Raw genomic sequence first — 17,862 nt, 5'->3', positions numbered from 1 at the left:
TAATAATGAAAATTCCGGTCATCGTACCGGTTTTTTTGTTGCCAAAATTCAGGAGAACACCATGCCAACAGGCACTCTTACTCTAACGAACAATTCCGCCGTAGTAAAAGGAACCGGTACGGCCTTTAATACCGAGTTGAAAGCCGGTGATTTCATCGTGAGCGTTGTTGGTGGCGTAACCTATACGTTGCCGGTAAAAATCGTTGATAGCGCCACGCAGGCGACCCTGATTAAAGCCTATGACGGCCCAACGCAGGCGGGCGCAGCATGGTATGCCGTCCCGCGCGACGCGATGAACGCCATCACCGCCCAACTGGCCGCCGAAACGGCCAAAGCCCTGCGTGGGCTGAACCTCGATAAAGATAACTGGCAGCAGGTCTTCAGTAATACCGGAAATATGACCGTTAAGTTGCCGGATGGTGGTACCTTTAGCGGCCCGGCCTGGAATAATATTTCAGCTTCACTCAATAATAAGTTAGACAAGACGATTAGCGCTAATCAGGAAATTAAAGGTTCACTGTCTTTACAGGGCTCTGTGGTGACAGGGCAAACGGCAAATCTTGATGTGGGGGGATATTCACGCTTCCGTAAGTCAACGACATTTGATGATACCATGATGGGGCGAAATGGCATTCATTTGAACTCTGGTGATACGGGGTCGTCTAATGTCCGTGCTGAAAAGACTTTTACCAGATCTACCGGAACTGTAGATGGCCCCACATTACTCTCTGTCATGACAACTGCAGGTGGCGTTGTCACTGCCATGCAAATGTTTTGCCGTCGCGAAATTGGCGTAACTGATTATGGCGCGATTTCATTTAAGGATTATGCCAATGTCTGGCATGAGGTTCGTCTGCAGAATAACGGAGATTTTAATAACTTAACCGGAAATTGGGTGACTGGCTCAGACCTTAGAATTAAAACTGAAGTAAAAGAAATTGAAGACCCTATAACACTCATTCGCGGTCTAAAACTCTATACCGGCAAGCGCGATGGCAAGCCCTTTATCGGTGGTATCGCACAAGAAATTGAAAAGAACCTTCCTCAGGTCGTTGCTGAAGGCGGTTCTTTAGAGTTGCAAAACGGTGAAATGGTTGAACGAGTAAAATCCGTCGATTATTCAACGCTGGGATATGTGGCCCTGGCTGCACTGAATCAGGCTCTGGATAGAATCGATCGCCAGGATGAATTAATCAAAGAACTCATGGAGAAAGTACAATGACATTAATCAGCGGCGTATTAAAGGGCCCTTATGGCGATCCTCGCTCCGGCGTAACCATTACCATGCGCGCAGTCAAAACCTCGTCAGCGGTCTTGAGCCTGGCTAAATCCCAGTCGGTGACGGATGACGGCGGTAAATACGCTTTGGCCGTGGAGCCGGGCGCTTACGAGGTCATCATCTCTGTGTATGGCGCGCAGCCGGAGCGAGTGGGGGCTATCGAGGTTTATAACGATTCCTTGCCTGGTACGCTCAATGATTTCCTTAGACGGCCAGGGGAAAGCGATATCACGCCGGAGATTGTGCAAACTGTCGATCGTCTGCGTGCCGAAGCGGCAGCGTCCGCCGGCAAGGCTTCTTCCTCTGCTGCTGCGGCAAAAGTTAGCGAGCAGAATGCGGCAAAGAGCGCCGCTCAGGTGGTGACCGCCTTTGATAATGTGCGGTTTAAGTTGCCGGAGAACAACACCAATACCTCTGCCTGGTTCCTGCTGGGGCAGTTTAAAAATGCGGGGCAAAATGGCGTAGGAATCGCCCTCAATTTTTATGGTTCAAATGGTTTTAACGGTTTTACTTATAACGCGGGCATGTCGCGTCTGATGTTGAGAACGGGCAATCTTGGCGCCAGCGATTCGACCAATAAGGTCAACCGAATCGGCGGCACTTTTATTAACGATACCGGAACGGCGATCCTGGATATTCAGGTTATTGAATCCAGTCGTGATAATTATGATATCTATTTGAAAGTGAATGCGTTTACCCTCAACTGCTGGTATACGGTTGAGCAAATCACCTACGCGAACGCCGCCGGCCTACGCTGGGAGCATAAGGCGGTAAAACAATCGGTGGAACCGGTTGGGGTGATGAAAATTGACATGCGTACGGGCGTTTCGTTCTCGCAATCCCAGGCGTTGCCCGAATATGCCACGGTCGCCCAATCTGCTATCGCCGGTTTTGGGAGCGGGCCGGTTCATACTGAGGATGCATTCGCGAAGGATAATAAATCTTCCATCCAGCGCTACACGGTGGCGACGGCCAATCGGCCGGGCAATGTGTCCGGCGGGCTATTAACGCTGCCGGTGGATGGCGGACCTTCGTGCGCGTATTTTGCCACATCGGTTTCGCGGCAGGCTTGGGTGGGGAGTTCATCTACCGCATTGCCTTCGACCATCACCTGGTCGAGGTTATTCAGCTCGTCCGATCAACCCACCGTCGCAGACATTCCAAACCTGAAAGACTGGGGATTGAGTAAAGGCGTGACTGCGGCGAATAAAGGCAATTTCAATGCGCAAATGCAAAGCCGGCGCGGTTATGTAGGCACGGATCCTATTGGCAACCCCTTTAAAGACGTTGGCACATATTTCCTCGATACGCGCTCATGGGCGGTGACGCAGACGGGAACCGACGACAGCTATCGAACGGTACAGACCTGTTACGGCTATGGCGTGAGTGCCGCGCAGACGGGGAAAATTGCCGTGCGCAGCTGGAATGGCACCGCGTTTACCCCCTGGGTTTGGATATGGTCGGAAGCCAACACCACGGTTGACGGCAACGGTTTTATCAAGAAAGCCTCACCGATAGCGAGATTGTCCGCGGCGCCCGAGCATATGCAGGCTGACTATCTGGAAGGCGGCTTTGCTCTGGCCGGGTGCGCAGCGGTTAACGGTGAGGCGGACGGGGTGAGCGCAGAGCGAATCTCCGTCGGCGTTTATCAGCTGAATGGCTCACTGGGGTTGGCAAAGGAGGGCTGGACCATCGAGGTGCCGCAGGATATCAACGGTAACCGCCTGTGCTTTGTGGAAACCGCTACCGATAGCGACGGTGGCATCACGGTGAAAATCAGCAAACGCCGTTTCGACATCGATACCGCAACGGTCGTGGCCGGCGAAGCGATGGATATCCCCGAAGGGCGCTGGATCGATCTGCGCCTCGCCATGCCAGCGCGTGAAGAGGTGGAAGTGCAGCCGCCGGAGGCGCTGGTATCAAACGATGAAACGTCATCGGAAACCAACGCGGTTTCATAAATAAAGTGGATGCCAGGTAAAATGCCGGTGCAGTAGGTTATTGGCCGTCTATTGCATCGGCGCCGGCACTATCACCGATAGGCTCGGGCAGACACGCGGCCCGTTCCGCCAGGCAAGGTTCCCGCTGAGTGGGAGTCAGTACCGTTACTGCCCGTCAATTTTCAGTGACCAGCCACTGATCCGCTTCTTCGAACATCTCTTCCAACATTCGGTTCAGCTTCTCACGATCGCTTTTGCTGGCGTCGGAGTTCAGGCCGTTGGCCTGCATCGGCTTCACGCGCACGTCAGCTTCCGGGAACAGCGCATGCACGCGTTTTTCCAGCTCGTTGCGAATAATCTCGGCGGCGTTGGGTAACCCAGCGACGTTGCGTTTGTCGTACACCAATTCTACAAACATGTCTCACCTGTAAATACTGATTTAATGTACAGTATTCTGGCCTGAGGAAGGCCGGTTGGCAAGAGGGGGCGCGGAATTTTGCATGATGCGTTCATTCTTGCGCGGTGTGCGGTAAATCCTGCAGCTGAATCACCAATTCCGCCAGGCTGGCGGCCTGCATTTTCTCCATCACTTTTGCCCGGTGAACCTCCACGGTGCGCAGGGCGATATTCAACCGCTCAGCCATTTCCCTGTTCATCATGCCCCGCACCACCAGCTGCGCAATGTCGCGTTCTTTCGGCGTGAGCGTGCGGTAGCGGCCGCAAGTTTCATGGCGTTGCCAGGCCTCGGCGGCGACCTGCTGCGCCCGTTCGAGGGCGGCGATCAGCGGTTCAGCGGCGATCGGTTTTTGCAGGAAGTCCACCGCGCCGTACTTCATCTGCTCCACCGCCATCGGCACGTCGCCATGGCCGGACAGGAACACCACCGCCAGCGTGCTGCCGCGGCGGCGCAGCACCCCGTAAACCTGGTGACCATCGAGCTTCGGCATCCGCATGTCCAGCAAGACGATCCCGGTCTGAAACAGGTCCGCCTGCGCCAGAAAATCGGCGCTGTCATTCCAGCATTGCACGCCGTGGCCGAGGCTGGTCAGCAAAAAATGGCAGGCGTCGGTGACGGCGACGTCATCATCCACCAGATAAATTAGCGACATGGTTTTCCTCGTTATCCAATATGAAATGCAGCGTTACGCACAGCCCGTTGCGGCTGTCGGGAGCCGGGCGGTTAGCCAGGCGGATTTCGCCGCCGCCATAGCGGGCCAGGCGCCGGCAAATGGCTAACCCCAGCCCCATGCCGCCGGCCTTGGTGGTGTTGAAGGGGCGAAAAGCCTGTTCCAGCCCGGCCGTTGTCATGCCGCCCGCGTTGTCCTGCAGATGCAACTCCATCGCCCGTTCGCTCTTGGCGGCGGAAAGCCAGACGGCATTGGCCCCGGCCTGCGCCGCATTCAGCAGCAGGTTCGCCAGCAACTGTTCCAGCAGCGCCGGCGGCAGGGTTAGCGTCAGCGAAGGCGCCACGTTATTGAACAACGTCAGGTCGGGATAGCGTTGCGTCAGGCGCAGCAGCGTCCACACCCGCTCGGCGGTTTCGCTTACCGCGGTGGGGCGCCAGCGCGTTTGGTCTATCGCCTCCGCGGTGGGCTGCACCCACTGGCGCAGGTTATGAATCGTCTCGCCGCCGCGCTGCGCCTGTCGGTCGATATTTTCCAGCGGCCCCAGCAGCGGATGCCCGGCGTCCGTGTTGCGCAGTTGGATCAGGCACCCCTGCGCATAGTGGCGAATGGCCGCCAGCGGCTGGTTGAGCTCGTGCGCGAAGCCGGAGGCCATCTCCCCCAGCACGTTCAGCTGCCTGGCGTTTTCCAGCGCCCGTTCCTGCCGCCGCAGTTGCTCGTCGGCGCGGAGCAGCTGTCGCCCGCGTCGGCGCACCAGCAGCGCGATCCAGATATGGTTGACGATCAACAGCGCCAGCAGCGCCAGCGACAGGCCGACGGCCGTCTGATGCTGGATCAGCCAGCTCTTGATATCCAGCCATAGCCGCCGCTGTTCCGGGTGCTGATTGACGGCGCGCAGCAGCGCTTCCACCTCGCTGGTCGAGGCCGGTGCGCCCCACAGGAAGGGATACTGGGGCGGTGCGGTCAGCAAGGCTCTCGCCACCGCATCCACCAGTGAGTTATCCAGGCCGGGCAGGGCGGCGAACGACCAGTTGGGGTAAAGCGGCGTGCTGGTGACGCAGGGAGCCGACGTGGCCTGTTGCAGCAGCGGGCGAAAATCCGCCGGGTTGATCAGGCCTTCCTTGCCCATTTTCTCCAGCAGGCAGACCGGGACGATGGCGGCCTGAATGGCGCGCTCGCGCAACAGATAGAGCAGGGCGTCGGCAGGGAAACCGGTAAAGCGCAGGTGAAAATCGCGCTCGGGCCGTATGCCGGCGTCGCTGAGCGCCTTATAGCCGGTCAGATAGCCGCCGAAGGCCTGCGGATCGATGGCGCCCACCGTTTTGCCCATCAGTGCCTGCGGCGTCGTAATGCCGCTGTCGCGCCGCACCAGAATCACGCTGCCGATGATGTTGCCCGTTGCCCGATCGCCGTTGGCGGCGCGCAACGACGCCAGCCAGCGCAGATGATAGTGGCTGTTCAGCTGCACAAACTGCGCCGGATTAGTGACCACGAACTGCACGCTGCCCCGATTGACCGCTTCGCGCATCTGCGCCAGATCGAGCGGCCGCAGGCGGAAGCGTTCACCGCCGACGCTGCCGTTGAGCCTGTCGATCAGCGGCTGCCAGTCACGCTCGGTCGCCGCATCGCCGCGCATCGCCAGCACGCCGACCGACCACTCGCCCGCCTGTGCCGCCATCCCCCAGCCGAGACTGAGCAGCAGTAATAACACGACCCTCACGGCCCCTCCTGATGGGCAATCTGCCTGCCGTCACTTGTTTTAGATCAACGTTAGGTTCGGTATGTGGTTAACCACAATAGAGCTGAGCCCAATGCCATTTTTACACTGTAAATCATCGACATTGTTTATTCATCTAACGGGCATCAATAGCGTGATCGGGGTGATGCCCAGGGTGTGGGAGAGGCGCATGGATTTCGGTAAACGGCAGTTTTTGCAGCGGCTGGGCGTGTTGACGGCGGGGGCTTCGCTGATCCCCGTGGCGGAGGCCGGGCTGACGTGTGCGCCGACGCGGCGCGAGGGGGATATTCGCCGCCGCTACGCGATGCTGATCGACCTACGGCGCTGCGTCGGGTGCCAGGCCTGTACCGTGAGCTGCGCCATTGAAAACCAGACCCCGCACGGGGAGTTTCGCACTACGGTAAACCAGTACCAGGTCAGTCTCGCAGGCGAAGCGGTGGCGACCAACGTGCTGCTGCCCAGGCTGTGCAACCACTGCGACAACCCGCCCTGCGTACCGGTGTGCCCGGTGCAGGCCACCTTCCAGCGCGAGGACGGGATCGTGGTGGTCGACAACAAACGCTGCGTGGGTTGCGCCTATTGCGTGCAGGCCTGCCCGTACGATGCCCGTTTTATCAATCACGCCACCCAAACGGCGGACAAATGCACCTTCTGCGTACACCGGCTGGAGGCGGGATTGCTGCCGGCATGCGTGGAGTCGTGCGTGGGCGGGGCGCGGATCATCGGCGATATGCGCGATCCGCACAGCACGCTGAGCGAGCTGCTGCGGCGTCACGAGGCCGAGATCAAAGTCCTCAAGCCGGAGAACCAAACCGCGCCCCACGTGTTTTATCTGGGGCTGGATGACGCCTTCGTCACGCCGCTGCCGGGGCGGGCGCAGGTCGCTTTATGGGGGGAGGGACGATGAGCCGCCAACTGATGATCGCAGAGGTTTTGAGCCAGCCGCAGGCGGTGAGCTGGCTGCCGTGGGCCGTGCAATATTTCTTCTTTATCGGCATTGCCGCCTGCGCCGCGTTGCTGGCCTGCGTGTGGCGCTGGCGCGGTGGAGACAACGCCGCACATTTGGAGCGCGCGGCGCTGTTTATCGGGCTGACGTGCGCCATCACCGCGCCGCTGGCGTTGACCGCCGATCTGCATCAAACCGCCCGTTTCTGGCATTTTTACGCCTACCCGACGCCCTGGTCGTGGATGCCGTGGGGCGCGCTGTTCTTGCCGCTGTTTACCTTGCTGATCGGCCTGTGGTTTATCGCGATTGAATTTACGCGACTGACGGGCAGACCGGTTGCGCTGCTGCGTGGGATCACGCCCGCCTGCGCGCTGGTGGCTATCGGCCTGCTGTTGTACACCGGGCGCGAGGTTTCCGTCGTGCGTGCGCGCCCAATCTGGTTCAGCTACGCATTTCCGATCGTGATGTTCCTCAGCGCGCTGCAGGCGCTCTTGGCTCTGTTGCTGTTGGCGATGCGCGAACGGCCCGGCCTGCAGGCGCCGTTGGCGCGCGGGATGCTGCTGACGCTGCTGCCGCTCGGCGGGGCGATCCTGCTGTGGGTATGCGGCGATACGCTATCCGGCGCGGCGGTACGCCACTGGCTGCAGACGCAGGCGACGGCGCGTCAGTATGCTGCCGGCTGGATCGCGCTGTGGGGGTTGGCGCTGGCGTGCGCCGCCTGGGCGACCTATCGACGTTTGCCGCGCGGCGGCGCACCGCTGCTGGTGGCCGGCGCGCTGGGGCTGAGCTGGCTGATGCGCTGGACGCTGTTGATTGAGGTGCAAACCATCCCGAAATACAACGCGTCTTATTCCCCCTATAGTCTGCCGCTTGGTACCGATGGCTTGCTGGCGATCGTCGGCACCTTCGGGCTGTGGCTGGCGTTAATGATCATGGTGCGTGAAGCACAGGCGTTTTTACTGCGGAGAAAACAACATGGCTAAACTCACCCGGCGTCAGTGGTTGAAAGTGGGCCTGGCCTTCGGCGGGCTTTCCGCTTTCGGCCTGAGCTATCGCGAGGTCGCCAAACGGGCGATCGACGGCTTGATTCACGGCACCTCAGGGCGCGTGACTCTGGATCGCATCAACGGCAACTCTCTGCTGCCCGAAGGGCGGGCGGTGCCGGAATGGCAAGGCAATCCGCAGCAGGCCATCTCGATGACCCAGTGCTTCGGTTGCTGGACGCAATGCGGCGTGCGGGTGCGGGTGGACAGGCAGACCGACCGGGTACTGCGTATCGCCGGCAACCCGTATCATCCGCTGTCTCAGGAGCGGCACCTCGACTCTGCGTTGCCGCTGCAGGACGCGTTGGCGCAGCTGGGCGGGGAGAGCGGCCTCGACGCGCGTTCCACCGCCTGCGCGCGGGGCGCTACGCTGCTGGAGGGGCTTTACAGCCCGCTGCGCGTGCTGGAGCCAATGAAACGCGTCGGCAAACGCGGCGAGGGCAAGTGGCAGCGCATCAGCTTCGAGCAGTTGATCGCCGAAGTGGTGGAGGGCGGCGATCTGTTCGGCGAGGGGCATGTGGACGGCCTGCGGGCGATCCGCGATCTGGAAACGCCGATCGATGCCCGACAGCCGGGGCTGGGGCCGAAAGCCAACCAGCTGCTGGTGACCAACGCCGGTGATGACGGGCGCGACAGCTTCCTGCGGCGCTTCGCCCAGAACAGCTTCGGCAGCAAAAATTTCGGCGCGCACGGCGCTTACTGCGGGCTGGCCTACCGCGCCGGTTCCGGCGCGTTGATGAACGATCTGGACAAGAATCCGCACGTGAAACCGGACTGGGAACAGGTCGAATTCGCGCTGTTTATGGGCACCTCGCCGGCGCAGTCCGGCAACCCGTTCAAGCGTCAGGCCCGGCAGTTGGCCAGCGCCAGATTGCGCAGCGAATTCCGCTACGCGGTAGTGGCGCCGGCGCTGCCGTTGACCACCACGCTGGCGGACGATCATGGCCATTGGATCCCGATACTGCCGGGCACCGACTCGGCGCTGGCGATGGCGATGATCCGTTGGATCCTCGACAATCGGCGTTATCAGGCCGGTTATCTCGCCATCCCGTCGGAGGCCGCCATGCAACGCGCCGGCGAGAAGAGCTGGACCAACGCCACGCATCTGGTGATCGCCGAGAGCGAGCACCCGTTGGCGGGGCAGCATCTGACGCTGGCCCATCTGAACGGCGCGGAGTCGGCGTCGCCGCTGGTGGTCAACGGTGCGGGGGAACTGGTGGCGGCCGAGACGTGCGACAGCGCCGAGCTGTGGGTAACCCGCACGGTGACGCTGCACGACGGCGCGCAGGTGGCGGTGAAGAGCGGCTTTCAGTGTCTGAAAGAGGCGGCCGACAAGCTGTCGCCGGAAGCCTACAGCCGGGAATGCGGCGTACCGGTGGCGCGCATCGCGGCGCTGGCCGAGGCCTTTACCGCCCACGGGCGCAAGGCGGCGGTGATCGCCCATGGCGGGATGATGGCGGCGAACGGGTTTTACAATACCTGGTCGGTGATGATGCTCAATGTGTTGATCGGTAACCTGAGCCTGGCGGGCGGGGTGTTCGTCGGCGGCGGCAAATTCAACGGTTTCGCCGAGGGGCCGCGCTATAACCTGGTCGAGTTTCCCGGCCTGGTAAAACCGAAGGGGTTGAATATCGCGCGCAGCAAGGCCGCCTATGAAACCTCCGACGAATACCGCGAAAAAGTGGCGGCGGGCGTTTCGCCCTGGCCGGCCAGGGCGCCCTGGTATCCGTTCGTCGCCGGGCAGTTGACCGAGCTGCTGACGTCGGCGCTGGCGGGATATCCGTACGGGCTGAAAGCCTGGATCTCGAACATGACCAACCCCCTGTACGGTATCGCCGGGTTGCGCGGCGTGGCGGAAGAGCGGCTGAAAGATCCGGCGCGTTTGCCGCTGTTTATCGCCATCGATGCGTTTATCAACGAAACGACGGCATTGGCCGACTATATCGTCCCGGACACCCATAACTTTGAGAGCTGGGGATTCAGCGCCCCCTGGGGCGGCGTCGCCAGCAAGGCCACCACTGCGCGCTGGCCGATAGTGACGCCGGCGACCGCGAAAACGGCGCAAGGGCAGCCGATCTCCATGGAGGCGTTTTGCATCGCCGTCGCCAAACGCCTGGCGCTGCCGGGGTTCGGCGATCGCGCTATCGGCGACGGCCGGGGCGGGCTGCTGCCGCTCAACCGCGCCGAGGATTATTATCTGCGCGCCGCCGCCAACGTGGCGTTTGCCGGCAAGGCGCCGGTGCCGGCCGTGAGGGAGGAAGAGCTGGCGCTGAGCGGCGTCGATCGCTTGTTGCCGCAGCTTGCGCAGACGCTGCGCGCCGATGAGATCGGCCGCGTGGCGTTTATCTACAGCCGCGGCGGCCGCTTCGCCGGTCATGACAGCGGCCGCCGCGACGGCAGCGTGGGCAACCGCTGGGAGAAGCCGCTGCAGATCTGGAATGCGGAAGTGGCGAAGCACCGGCATGCGATTACCGGCGAGCGTTTCAGCGGCTGCCCAACCTGCTACCCGGCGCGTTTGTCTGACGGCCGTGCGGTGGAAGAACTCTACCCTGAGCGGCAGTGGCCGCTGCGGCTGATGTCCTTCAAATCCAATGTGATGAGCAGCTCCACCGCGGTGATCCGGCGCCTGCACGACGTGAAGCCGGTGAACCTGGTGGCGCTGAACCCGGCGGACGGGGCGCGTTTCGGCATTCAACACGGTGATTGGGTGAGCATCAGCACCCCGGGCGGCAGCCGGGAGGCGCAGATCAGTCTGCTGGCGGGGGTGATGCCCGGCGTGATCGCGGTGGAACACGGCTACGGCCACCGGGAGATGGGCGCCAGCCAGCACTACCTGGACGGCGAGCCGCTGGCGATGGATAAGCGCATTGCCGCCGGCATCAATCTCAACGATCTGGGGTTTGCCGATCCGACGCGCGAAGTGCCGAACACTTGGCTGGACTGGGTGACCGGTGCGGCAGTGCGACAGGGGATTCCAGCGGCGATCGTCAAACTTTCCGCGTAAACGACGGACGAAAAAAAACCTGCTGTAACAGCAGGTTTTTTTGAATTTGGTCGGCATGAGAGGATTCGAACCTCCGACCCCCGACACCCCATGACGGTGCGCTACCAGGCTGCGCTACATGCCGACGCTATGAAAAATCATACTACCGATTCCCGATGTTAATGCAAGCGCCTCGCCTCTTGATTGCTTTAGTTTTAAGCAGTTAGTTGGCGATAAAGCGTTTTACATCGGTCAGCACCTGCAACAGCAGAGCAAGCTGCGGTTTCTCGTCTTTTATTTCATCGCCGTTCTGATCGTAGACGCGATAGTTGCCGCTGTTGTCCAGCATCAGCGTCTGCGTCGGCGTGATGATCACCAGCTGATTGCCATCGCCGGTAGCGATCCAGTCGTTGCGGCGCTGGGCGGTGAACAGATCTTCGCCCTGCGAATAGTCTTTCGGCGCGGTCTTCACGTGCAGCAATCGTTGCATCAGGGTGCGCATCACGTCGTTATGGCCGGTCAGCTTGCTGATGGTCTGCGCCGGGGTGCCCGGCCAGTGGATCACCAACGGCACCTGCAGCTGCGCCTGGTTGAAGCCGGTGCCGGCGCCCCATTGGCCTTTGCCGCTGTCGTTGAACTCGACGCCGTGCTCGGCGGTGATCACCACCACGGTTTTATCCAGCAGGCCGCGCTGTTTCAGGGTGTCCAGCACCTGGGCTATCTGGGCGTCCACGTCTTGCGCGCCGGTGCGATAGCGCCGAATAAAGTCGGCCGGCGTCGGGGTTTTGTCGCCTTCGACAGCCTCGGCGCCGCTGAAGCTGATATAGGAGAACCACGGCTCTTTGCTACCCTGATCCGCCAGCCAACGCTGCCATTGCTGTGTGGTTTGCGCGTCGCTTTGCGGCGCCGGCGTCGGCAGCGAGAAGTCGGTCAACAGCGCCTGACGGTACAGGCTGGCGTTGAAGCCATCGGAGGAGAACAGCCCCAGCTGGTAGCCCCGATCGCCGAGCGCAGCGATCAGCGCCGACGGCTTGCGGCCGGCGAGCACGCTGTCCAGATAGGTCGGAGAAATGCCGTAGAACAGGCCGAACAGCCCGGTATCGGCATGGTTGCCCGAACTGTAATGATCGCTGAAACGCACGTTTTCCTGGGCGAAGCGCGTCAGCGCCGGCATATCCTGCGCCACGTCTTTGGCGCGAATGCCGTCCACCACGATCATCAGCAGGTTATAGCCGCTGCCTTTATCGCCGTAGCTGAGATCGCTGAGCGGATACTCTACTGCCACCGCTTCCGGATTGCCCTGTTGCATCAGGCGGCGCTCATACTCTTGCTGGTCGAGCAGGCCGTGTTTTTCGAGGAACTTGCGCGCGGTCATCGGGTACGAGAGCGGCAGGTTGGCTCGCTGCATGGTGATCGGGCGATAGAAGTTGGCGTCGGCCCAGATGTAAATCAGGTGCGAAGCAAAAAAGGCGCTGATAAACAGCGCCGCCAGCGGTTTGCCGAAGCGGCGGCGGTTCAGGCTGCGCAGCTTCTGCCAGCTCCAGGTGGCGAACAGCATCTCCACCAGGAAGATCGCCGGCACGCAGATGAACATCAGTTGCCAGTCGCGCGAAAGCTCGCTTTGGTCCGGGTTGACCACCAGATCCCACACCACCGGATTGAGGTGCAGGTGGAAATGGGAGAACACTTCGCTGTCGACCAGCAACAGCGTGAGCCCGATGGTGGCCAGCGCGGCGGAAATAAATCGCAGCAGCCGCTGCGACATCACCACGAAGGTGAGCGGGAAGATCACCAGCAAATAGCCGGCGAACACGATAAAGCTGAAATGCCCCAGCAGGCTGACAAAGGCATAAACCCGGCCCAGCAGGGATGCGGGCCAGTCGGTGACAAACAGGTAACGGCTGCCCAGCCCAAGGGCGAGCAAAATGTTGAATAAGGCGAACCAGTGCCCCCAGCTGATCATCTGGGAGACTTTTTCACGATAACGCTGACGGTTTGTCACCATAAGTCAATATTAATGTGCTTTATCTTCACGGACAGAAGCCTGCAGGGCTTCCGCGAACGATCTCGCCAGGGTTTTCCGCTGCGCGGGGGCAACGCTGGTGTTGATCAAATTAGTGACCATATTGCCCAGCACCATCAGGGAAAGATCGGTGGGGGTATGGTGTTTTTCCAGAACATTGACCAGCTCTGAGAGCAGTTGTTCAACGTGTTCGTCACTGTAACGGGATGATTGTGGCATAAAATTGCGCTTAGTAATCTGCAAAGTGCCCTATCTTACCGTATAGGGCAGTGATTTTCCGCTCTTTTATCACTTCCTGTCATTCGGGAAATTGTTCGCCCGCGCCGGGGCTGCCCCTCGCAGCGCCTTTCCGGTTTGCCGCGGTTTTTAGTATTGCAGGGCGGGGCCTTCAGTGTTTGAATACGCGCCTAAAGAACAGGAGGATTTACCATGAGTCTGGATATCGACCAGATCGCTCTGCACCAGTTGGTGAAACGCGACGAGCAAACGCTGGACGTGGTGCTGCGCGATTCCTTGCTTCCCACCAACGCGGCGGTGGAAGAAATGATGACGGAACTGCATCGCGTCTATAGCGCCAAGAGCAAGGCCTTGGGCCTGTTCAACGAAGGCAGCGAGCTGGCGGAAGCGCTGCGCACCTGCCGCAAGGACGATAAGGACTTTCTGGCCTTCAGCCGCGCGGCGACTGGCCGCCTGCGCGACGAACTGGCGAAGTATCCGTTCGCCGAAGGCGGCGTGGTGCTGTTTGGCCAATACCGTTATCTGGCGGTGGAGTATCTGCTGATCGCGGTGTTGAACAGCCGTAACAGCATGCGCGTCAACGAAGAGCTGGATATCAACACCACGCACTATCTGGACATCAACAACGCCGATATCGTCGCGCGCATCGATCTGACCGAATGGGAAACCAACCCGGAATCGACCCGCTACCTGACCTTCCTGCGCGGGCGCGTGGGCCGCAAGGTCGCCGACTTCTTCATGGATTTCCTGGCGGCGTCCGAAGGGTTGGACGCCAAGGCGCAAAACCGTGGGCTGCTGCAGGCGGTGGACGACTACTGCGCCGATGCGCAGCTGGACAAGAACGAGCGCCAGTCAGTGCGCCAGCAGGTGTACAGCTACTGCAACGAACAGCTGCAGGCGGGCGAAGAGATTGAGCTGCAGGCGCTGTCGCAGGAGCTGTCGCCGCTCGGCGAGAAAGACTTCATGCAGTTCTCAAGCGAGCAAGGGTATGAGCTGGAAGAAAGCTTCCCGGCGGATCGCGGCACGCTGCGCCAACTAACCAAATTCGCCGGCAGCGGCGGCGGCATCAGCCTGAACTTCGACGCCATGCTGCTGGGCGAGCGCATTTTCTGGGATGCGGCCACCGACACGCTGACCATCAGAGGCACGCCGCCGAATCTGCGCGATCAGCTGCAGCGCCGGACCGGCAGCGGCAAGTAAGCGCGCCGAATCGCAGACAATAAAAAACGCCGCAATTGCGGCGTTCTTTATTTCGGCGTCCCGAAAGGTTCGAAAACGTAGCGATTAAACGCGAACGAAGTCGATGTGAGCCAGTTTTGGCTTGAACGGGTGACGCTGTACAGCCTGAACCTTAACTTTGGTTTCTTTACCGTCGATAACCAGAGTTACTGCTTCGCTGTAGAATTCTGGTTTAGCTTCCATGTTCTTGACAGAATCATGGTCCAATTCGATGGAAACTGCAGCTTCTTTGCCACCGTAAACGATAGCTGGGAATTTGTTTGCTGCACGCAGGCGGCGGCTCGCACCTTTACCCTGGTCTTTACGTACTTCTGCATTGATAGTGAACATTGTTTTTTCTCTTAAAAGAAAATTTACCCTGCTACAGGCGACCCAAGTAGCAAGTTCGGAATTCCGCTTTAACGCTGGGCAGGCCCAGGTAAAGCGCGCGGCATTTTAACGGAAAGCCGCCTGCAGGGCAACGAAAACCTGCCCAGATTGAGGGCCGTTCGCTCAGGCCAACTGATTGGCGCGGCGGAAACGGCCTTGATAATCGAACACTTTCTCGCGCACCTGCCAAAACTGCCCGCGTTTGCGCGCCACCACGAAATCCGGATGGCGCAGCGCCTGCTGTTGCGCCAGCACGTCGGCGGCGGTGTGCCAGGCGAACGGCACGCCCGGCGCGCGCTGGTGCGGGCGCAGGAACAGCATTTCGAACGCTTTGCGCTGCGCCGGCGTCTGCAGGCGGAAGCGCTCGCTGGTGCTGGTGCCGTCCTCGTCGTAATAGGTGGCCTTCAGCCATTCGCCTTTGTCGTCGCGGCCGCTTTGCAATTCCATGCCGCCGCAGCGTAGCACCAGCGCGTCTTTCAGCTTCAGCGCCGCCTTCAGCATGTCATCGGGATCGACCAGCACCTCCTGGCACTGATGGCAGCGGCGCGCGGCGATGTCGTTCTCCGCGCCGCAGTGCGGGCAGCTCTTGAACCGGAAGCGGTAATCGCACTGTTCGCGGTGGCCGTCGTCGTCTTCCAGCCAGCCCTGACAGCGGCGGCCGTAGTGCTCGATGATGTCGCCATTCTCGGTGCACTTGCCCCAGAACAGGTTGGCGAAGCCGCAGGCCGGGCAGAACACCTGCACCGGCTGGCTGTCGCCGTGCGGCTTGCTGACGCCGACCTCCGGCGTGAACAGATCGTGCGGGTTGCCGGCGTAGTCGAGGATCAGGCAATCCTCCTTGCCGGGCGCCAGCCGCAGACCGCGGCCGACGATCTGCTGATACAGGCTGACGGACTCGGTCGGGCGCAGAATAGCGATCAGATCGACGTGCGGCGCGTCGAAGCCGGTGGTCAATACCGCTACGTTGACCAGATAGCGCAGCTGCTGCTGTTTGAACGCCTCGATCAGCGCATCGCGCTCGGCGGGCGGCGTTTCGGCGCTGACCAGCGCGGCCTCGCCGTTCGGCAGCAGGCCGTGGATCTCGCGGGCGTGCTCGACGGTGGCGGCGAAGATCATCACCCCTTTACGATCTTGGGCGTACTCTACAATCTGGCTGATGATATGCGGCGTGACGCGGTTTTGCCGCTTCAGCTCACGGTTCAGATCCGCTTCGCTGAACAGGCCGTTGCTTCTGGCCTCCAGCCGGCTGAAATCGTACTGCACGATCGGCATGTCCAGCCGCTCAGGCGGCACCAGGAAGCCGTTCTTAATCATGTAGCGCAGCGGCAGCTCGTAGATGCAGTCGCGAAACAGGCTGGCGCCGTCGCCGCGGGTGAAGCCGTGGTAGTGATACTGGTAAATCCAGCCCTTGCCCAGGCGATAGGGCGTGGCGGTCAGCCCCAGCAGCCGCAGCTGCGGGTTGGTTTTCTGCAAATGTTGGATGATTTGCTGGTACTGGCTGTCGTCGTCGTCGCTGATGCGGTGGCATTCATCGACGATCAGCAGCGAGAAGGCACCGTCGAACAGCGGCAGGTTGCGCGCCACCGACTGCACGCTGCCGAACACCACCTTGCCGGCGCTCTCTTTTTGTTGCAGGCCGGCGGCGAAGATGTCCGCTTCCAGGCCGTAGGCGCAGTATTTGGCGTGGTTTTGCGCCACCAGTTCCTTGACGTGCGCCAGCACCAGCACCCGCCCGCGGGCGCGCTTCGCCAGTTCGGCGATCACCAGGCTTTTGCCGGCACCGGTCGGCAGCACGATCAGCGCCGGTTCGGGGTGCCGCCGGAAATGATTGATGGTGGCTTCGACCGCTTCCAGTTGGTAGGGGCGTAGGGTAAAGGCCATAAATGAACGCCGTAGGTTGGAATGGGCCGCCGGGAAGCGGTTTTGTCACCTCTGTTCCCACAGAAAGCGTGACATTTTACGTCCGGGCGGCCGAAAAATTTCCATTATTATGCCTTCTGCGCGCGCGCGGTGCGAGAAGCGTGAAAATTACCCCTGTCGGGCAACGCGTTGTGCCGCTATACTCGTGTGACAGCAATCGCTGTTCCCCCACGCGATTTCCCCCCTGAACCTGCCATTTGCACCCGGTGCAACGGCGGGCGTCATATTTTGGCAATACGATCAATGCGATCATAATAACGACAGGCAAAGCAGATCCCATGCGATTGGACAAGTTTTTATCTCAGCAGTTAGGCATCAGCCGTGCGCTGGTCGCGCGCGAACTTCGGGCTAAACGCGTCACCGTTGACGGTGAGGTGGTGAAGAGCGGGGCGATCAAACTGACCCCGGAGCAAGAAGTGGCGTTCGACGGCAATCCGCTGCAGCAGCAGAACGGCCCGCGCTATTTCATGCTCAACAAACCGCAGGGCTACGTCTGCTCCACCGACGATCCCGATCATCCGACGGTGCTGTATTTCCTCGATGAGCCGGTCGCGTACAAGCTGCACGCCGCCGGGCGGTTGGATATCGACACCACCGGGCTGGTGCTGATGACCGACGACGGCCAGTGGTCGCACCGCGTCACGTCGCCGCGCCACCACTGCGAGAAAACCTATTTGGTCACGCTGGAGCACCCGTTGGCGGAAGACACCGCGCAGCGTTTCGCCGAAGGGGTGCAACTGCACAACGAGAAAGATCTGACGCGGCCGGCGACGTTGGAGCAGGTCGACGAGCGCGTGGTGCGCCTGACCATCAGCGAAGGGCGCTACCACCAGGTGAAGCGGATGTTCGCCGCCGTCGGCAACCGGGTGATCGAGTTGCACCGTGAGCGCATCGGCGCCATCGTGCTGGATGGCGATCTGGCGCCGGGCGAATACCGCCCACTGACCGAAGAAGAGATCGCCAGCGTGGGCGCGCCGCACCTGCAGGACTGATAACCGATCATTGATTGCGGCCGATTAAG

14 protein-coding genes and 1 tRNA gene are annotated in these 17,862 nt (G+C 60.7%); 7 read left to right on the top strand and 8 right to left on the bottom strand.

Annotated elements, in window-relative coordinates:
• Nucleotides 1-61: 61 nt before the first annotated feature.
• Nucleotides 62-1,222: a tail fiber domain-containing protein gene (locus ACF8MC_RS10155; RefSeq protein ID WP_049213412.1), complete on the top strand. Its 1,161-nt coding sequence runs from the start codon at nt 62-64 to the stop codon at nt 1,220-1,222.
• Nucleotides 1,219-3,240 (top strand): prophage tail fiber N-terminal domain-containing protein, encoded by a 2,022-nt coding sequence (locus ACF8MC_RS10150; RefSeq protein WP_072269742.1) that lies wholly within the window; start codon nt 1,219-1,221, stop codon nt 3,238-3,240. Before ACF8MC_RS10155 ends, ACF8MC_RS10150 begins: the two co-directional genes overlap by 4 nt.
• Before the next feature lie 154 nt (nt 3,241-3,394).
• Here ACF8MC_RS10150 and ACF8MC_RS10145 read toward each other — a convergent pair whose 3' ends face one another.
• The 3 genes from ACF8MC_RS10145 to ttrS all read right to left on the bottom strand — a co-directional run bounded on the left by ACF8MC_RS10145 (nt 3,395) and on the right by ttrS (nt 6,021).
• Nucleotides 3,395-3,637, bottom strand: coding sequence for a DinI family protein (locus ACF8MC_RS10145; protein WP_041035999.1), 243 nt, complete (start codon nt 3,635-3,637; stop codon nt 3,395-3,397).
• Nucleotides 3,638-3,728: 91 nt separating this feature from the next.
• Complete coding sequence (gene ttrR / locus ACF8MC_RS10140) at nt 3,729-4,328, bottom strand: tetrathionate respiration response regulator TtrR (RefSeq protein ID WP_164105220.1); 600 nt, start codon at nt 4,326-4,328, stop codon at nt 3,729-3,731.
• The gene (gene ttrS / locus ACF8MC_RS10135; RefSeq protein ID WP_239506361.1) at nt 4,303-6,021 is read right to left on the bottom strand and encodes a tetrathionate respiration histidine kinase TtrS; all 1,719 of its coding nucleotides are present in this window, start codon (nt 6,019-6,021) and stop codon (nt 4,303-4,305) included. The genes ttrR and ttrS overlap by 26 nt, the downstream gene beginning before the upstream one ends.
• 229 nt (nt 6,022-6,250) lie before the next feature.
• On the opposite strand from ttrS, the gene ttrB reads away from it, so the two are divergent.
• The 3 genes from ttrB to ttrA are packed head-to-tail and all read left to right on the top strand — an operon-like array spanning nt 6,251 to nt 11,074.
• The gene (ttrB, locus tag ACF8MC_RS10130) at nt 6,251-6,988 is read left to right on the top strand and encodes a tetrathionate reductase subunit TtrB (protein ID WP_164105221.1); all 738 of its coding nucleotides are present in this window, start codon (nt 6,251-6,253) and stop codon (nt 6,986-6,988) included.
• Complete coding sequence (gene ttrC / locus ACF8MC_RS10125) at nt 6,985-8,010, top strand: tetrathionate reductase subunit TtrC (RefSeq protein ID WP_164105222.1); 1,026 nt, start codon at nt 6,985-6,987, stop codon at nt 8,008-8,010. The genes ttrB and ttrC overlap by 4 nt, the downstream gene beginning before the upstream one ends.
• Complete coding sequence (gene ttrA, locus ACF8MC_RS10120; protein WP_164039955.1) at nt 8,003-11,074, top strand: tetrathionate reductase subunit TtrA; 3,072 nt, start codon at nt 8,003-8,005, stop codon at nt 11,072-11,074. Before ttrC ends, ttrA begins: the two co-directional genes overlap by 8 nt.
• 47 nt (nt 11,075-11,121) lie before the next feature.
• Here the strand turns inward: ttrA and ACF8MC_RS10115 are convergent.
• The 3 genes from ACF8MC_RS10115 to ACF8MC_RS10105 all read right to left on the bottom strand — a co-directional run bounded on the left by ACF8MC_RS10115 (nt 11,122) and on the right by ACF8MC_RS10105 (nt 13,295).
• Nucleotides 11,122-11,198, bottom strand: a tRNA-Pro gene (locus ACF8MC_RS10115).
• A gap of 78 nt (nt 11,199-11,276) precedes the next feature.
• Nucleotides 11,277-13,058 (bottom strand): LPS biosynthesis-modulating metalloenzyme YejM, encoded by a 1,782-nt coding sequence (yejM, locus tag ACF8MC_RS10110; protein ID WP_126192600.1) that lies wholly within the window; start codon nt 13,056-13,058, stop codon nt 11,277-11,279.
• A 9-nt stretch (nt 13,059-13,067) separates the two neighbouring features.
• Complete coding sequence (locus ACF8MC_RS10105; protein WP_004935782.1) at nt 13,068-13,295, bottom strand: YejL family protein; 228 nt, start codon at nt 13,293-13,295, stop codon at nt 13,068-13,070.
• A 210-nt stretch (nt 13,296-13,505) separates the two neighbouring features.
• Between ACF8MC_RS10105 and yejK the strand changes: the two genes are divergently transcribed.
• Nucleotides 13,506-14,513 carry a nucleoid-associated protein YejK gene (gene yejK, locus ACF8MC_RS10100; protein WP_164105223.1) on the top strand — a complete coding sequence of 336 codons (1,008 nt, stop codon included), beginning with the start codon at nt 13,506-13,508 and terminating at the stop codon, nt 14,511-14,513.
• A gap of 84 nt (nt 14,514-14,597) precedes the next feature.
• Here yejK and rplY read toward each other — a convergent pair whose 3' ends face one another.
• Together rplY and ACF8MC_RS10090 are read right to left on the bottom strand one after the other, a co-directional pair.
• Nucleotides 14,598-14,882 carry a 50S ribosomal protein L25 gene (gene rplY / locus ACF8MC_RS10095; protein ID WP_004935776.1) on the bottom strand — a complete coding sequence of 95 codons (285 nt, stop codon included), beginning with the start codon at nt 14,880-14,882 and terminating at the stop codon, nt 14,598-14,600.
• A gap of 162 nt (nt 14,883-15,044) precedes the next feature.
• Nucleotides 15,045-16,802, bottom strand: coding sequence for a DEAD/DEAH box helicase (locus ACF8MC_RS10090; RefSeq protein WP_033635283.1), 1,758 nt, complete (start codon nt 16,800-16,802; stop codon nt 15,045-15,047).
• Between the two features lie 317 nt (nt 16,803-17,119).
• On the opposite strand from ACF8MC_RS10090, the gene rsuA reads away from it, so the two are divergent.
• Nucleotides 17,120-17,833 carry a 16S rRNA pseudouridine(516) synthase RsuA gene (gene rsuA / locus ACF8MC_RS10085; RefSeq protein WP_164105224.1) on the top strand — a complete coding sequence of 238 codons (714 nt, stop codon included), beginning with the start codon at nt 17,120-17,122 and terminating at the stop codon, nt 17,831-17,833.
• Nucleotides 17,834-17,862: the final 29 nt, after the last annotated feature.

Origin of the sequence: Serratia sp. LACPHL-BACT-2024-00286, assembly GCF_043109535.1 — a bacterium.
GTDB lineage: Bacteria > Pseudomonadota > Gammaproteobacteria > Enterobacterales > Enterobacteriaceae > Serratia > Serratia sarumanii.
This window is presented reverse-complemented; position numbering and strand designations above follow the sequence as displayed.

Coding starts and splice junctions, on each gene's coding strand:
- ACF8MC_RS10155 (WP_049213412.1), top strand. CDS start 62: ATGCCAACAGGCACTCTTACTCTAACGAACAATTCCGCCGTAGTAAAA.
- ACF8MC_RS10150 (WP_072269742.1), top strand. CDS start 1,219: ATGACATTAATCAGCGGCGTATTAAAGGGCCCTTATGGCGATCCTCGC.
- ACF8MC_RS10145 (WP_041035999.1), bottom strand. CDS start 3,637: ATGTTTGTAGAATTGGTGTACGACAAACGCAACGTCGCTGGGTTACCC.
- ttrR (WP_164105220.1), bottom strand. CDS start 4,328: ATGTCGCTAATTTATCTGGTGGATGATGACGTCGCCGTCACCGACGCC.
- ttrS (WP_239506361.1), bottom strand. CDS start 6,021: ATGGCGGCACAGGCGGGCGAGTGGTCGGTCGGCGTGCTGGCGATGCGC.
- ttrB (WP_164105221.1), top strand. CDS start 6,251: ATGGATTTCGGTAAACGGCAGTTTTTGCAGCGGCTGGGCGTGTTGACG.
- ttrC (WP_164105222.1), top strand. CDS start 6,985: ATGAGCCGCCAACTGATGATCGCAGAGGTTTTGAGCCAGCCGCAGGCG.
- ttrA (WP_164039955.1), top strand. CDS start 8,003: ATGGCTAAACTCACCCGGCGTCAGTGGTTGAAAGTGGGCCTGGCCTTC.
- yejM (WP_126192600.1), bottom strand. CDS start 13,058: ATGGTGACAAACCGTCAGCGTTATCGTGAAAAAGTCTCCCAGATGATC.
- ACF8MC_RS10105 (WP_004935782.1), bottom strand. CDS start 13,295: ATGCCACAATCATCCCGTTACAGTGACGAACACGTTGAACAACTGCTC.
- yejK (WP_164105223.1), top strand. CDS start 13,506: ATGAGTCTGGATATCGACCAGATCGCTCTGCACCAGTTGGTGAAACGC.
- rplY (WP_004935776.1), bottom strand. CDS start 14,882: ATGTTCACTATCAATGCAGAAGTACGTAAAGACCAGGGTAAAGGTGCG.
- ACF8MC_RS10090 (WP_033635283.1), bottom strand. CDS start 16,802: ATGGCCTTTACCCTACGCCCCTACCAACTGGAAGCGGTCGAAGCCACC.
- rsuA (WP_164105224.1), top strand. CDS start 17,120: ATGCGATTGGACAAGTTTTTATCTCAGCAGTTAGGCATCAGCCGTGCG.